The following is a 2,500-nucleotide window of genomic DNA, read 5'->3' as shown; positions in this document are numbered from 1 at the left end:
TTCGCCTGCCTCGCACGATGGCGCGCCTCCAGCCGGGAGAAGACCGCCTCCGCGGGAACGCCCTTCACTGGATCTCGTTGAAGTTCGGCCAGACGCGCCGGGATTTCCTCCCGCAGCCATTTCTCCCGCTCCGACTCGAAGTCCTCGAGCATACGCAGGCCGGCGCGGACGACTTCGCTGGCGTTGTTGTACCGGCCTGATTCGAGCTGCTTCCTGATGAAGCTCTCGTAATGGTCATTCAAAGCGTAATTGGGCATCGCAACCTCCTGGGAAAATATGGGGGCATACGATGAATATGGCAATAGATGTCAACTGTTGGCACTTTCATCCGATTCGGACTCTCCATCGGCGACATGATTGGCCTCAGTGACTTGATTCTCTCAAACACAGGACCGCATCGCTGATTCGGCATGATTGAGAACGCGGCCAGGCGACGCCAGCAAGATTGAGGGTTGGCGCGTGAAACCGATGGGCAGCCCGTGGACGCGAGTGCCTAAGCCGGCTGGGCTCCAAGCCCAACCGACTAACCTCATGTCGCATCGGCCGCGAACCACGCGCCAATCAGCAATCCTCGTCGGCCGACGCGCCAAAAGCAAAAAAAGCCCGGCGCGAATAGGACGAGCCGGGCTTGAATTATTTAATACGGAAAGAGAAGCCTGATCCTGCGGTCGAGCGCTTGAGTTGTGTTCGGCGTTGGCTTGCCTTGTTACGGGCCACTGATTCGGAGCGAATCGCTGGCGCCCCCAGCAAGCCGGCCGGCCCACTTGGAGTTTGGCGGGCGGATTTGGTTGGGAGGATGACTTGACTTTTTTGTCCCGGGTTTGGCTTTGCCTCGAAGCGAGCATCTGCTGGAGGTTAGGCTCGAGCGGCCGCCTGAATGCAAACGGCCCGCATTGATGCGGGCCGTTTTAAGTTTGGTTGCGGGGACAGGATTTGAACCTGTGACCTTCAGGTTATGAGCCTGACGAGCTACCGGGCTGCTCCACCCCGCGTCAACCCTAAGCAAGCGTTTGCTTGCTGACCCTAAGCAAGCGTTTGCTTGCTGACCCTAAGCAAGCGTTTGCTTGCTGATCTAGGCAAGCGTTTGCCTGCTTTGGACGTAAGCCGATGCCTATGACTAGGATGGCCTACAGATAGGTAGATGGCTCACCAAATGAAAGGGCCGCTTGCGCGGCCCGTTGTTCCCTAGGCGGGCCTTGATCGTGAAGAGAAGATTTAGAACGTGCGTTTGGCAGACCTGGCAGCGACCTACTCTCCCGCGTCTTGAGACGAAGTACCATCAGCGCTGGAGCGTTTCACGGCCGAGTTCGGAATGGGATCGGGTGCAGCCGCTCCGCCATAACCACCAGGTCGGCAAAACGCACGTTGTTTTCGAGAAGCTGGGTTAGGGATCAGGCAGCAGGGAATAGTGAGTAGGGAAACCCGCTCGCTATTGGCTTGTGCCGTTTGCCCGTCTTTCCGTGCCAATGGCGACGTTCATTGCAGGGCGCCCCGGGCGTAAGCCCGCAAGCGCGACTGCGCGTCGCCGGTTTTCCGGCGCCCTCGCGGAGCATAGGCCCGTAAGGGCCGCTCATGCGTGAGCGCTGGCCAGATCATCGTGTTCACGATGAGCATAAGGAATGAGAACGATCAAGCCGATCGAACTATTAGTACCGGTAAGCTTCAAGCGTTGCCGCTCTTCCACACCCGGCCTATCAACGTGGTCGTCTTCCACGGTTCTCAGGGAATACTCGTTTTAAGGTGGGTTTCCCGCTTAGATGCCTTCAGCGGTTATCCCGTCCGGATATAGCTACCCTGCTATGCGGCTGGCGCCACAACAGGTCCACCAGAGATCCGTCCATCCCGGTCCTCTCGTACTAGGGACAGATCCTTTCAATATTCCTACACCCACGGCAGATAGGGACCGAACTGTCTCACGACGTTCTGAACCCAACTCACGTACCGCTTTAAATGGCGAACAGCCATACCCTTGGGACCTGCTCCAGCCCCAGGATGCGATGAGTCGACATCGAGGTGCCAAACAACCCCGTCGATATGGACTCTTGGGGGTCATCAGCCTGTTATCCCCGGCGTACCTTTTATCCGTTGAGCGATGGCCCTTCCACGCGGGACCACCGGATCACTATGACCGACTTTCGTCTCTGCTCGACTTGTCAGTCTCGCAGTCAGGCAGGCTTATGCCATTGCACTCAGCGAACGATTTCCGACCGTTCTGAGCCCACCATCGCGCGCCTCCGTTACTCTTTAGGAGGCGACCGCCCCAGTCAAACTACCCACCATACATTGTCCCGGACCCGGATAACGGGCCGCGGTTAGACATCCATAGTAATAAGGGTGGTATTTCAAGGGTGGCTCCACCTGAGCTGGCGCCCAGGTTTCAAAGCCTACCACCTATCCTACACATGCCACTACGAATGCCAATGTAAAGCTATAGTAAAGGTGCACGGGGTCTTTCCGTCTAACCGCAGGAACCCCGCATCTTCACGGGGAATTCAATTTC

The 2,500-nt window shown here is 57.4% G+C and carries 1 protein-coding gene, 1 tRNA gene and 2 rRNA genes (2 of these 4 running past the window's edge); all 4 read right to left on the bottom strand.

Features of this window, described 5'->3' with window-relative positions:
• Positions 1–257, bottom strand: the 5' portion of a protein-coding gene (locus MESOP_RS08280; protein ID WP_013892880.1) for a type II toxin-antitoxin system ParD family antitoxin. Its footprint begins 10 nt before the window's first position; the window shows 257 of its 267 coding nt (coding positions 1–257); it begins with the start codon at positions 255–257; its stop codon lies beyond the left edge, outside the window.
• Between the two features lie 658 nt (positions 258–915).
• Positions 916–992: transfer RNA gene (locus MESOP_RS08275), tRNA-Met, on the bottom strand.
• Positions 993–1,235: 243 nt separating this feature from the next.
• Positions 1,236–1,350 (bottom strand): 5S ribosomal RNA (gene rrf, locus MESOP_RS08270).
• Positions 1,351–1,625: 275 nt separating this feature from the next.
• Positions 1,626–2,500, bottom strand: a 23S ribosomal RNA gene (locus tag MESOP_RS08265) (it continues 1,947 nt past the right edge of the window).

This window comes from Mesorhizobium opportunistum WSM2075, assembly GCF_000176035.2.
In the GTDB taxonomy this organism is placed as follows: Bacteria; Pseudomonadota; Alphaproteobacteria; order Rhizobiales; family Rhizobiaceae; genus Mesorhizobium; species Mesorhizobium opportunistum.
This window is presented reverse-complemented; position numbering and strand designations above follow the sequence as displayed.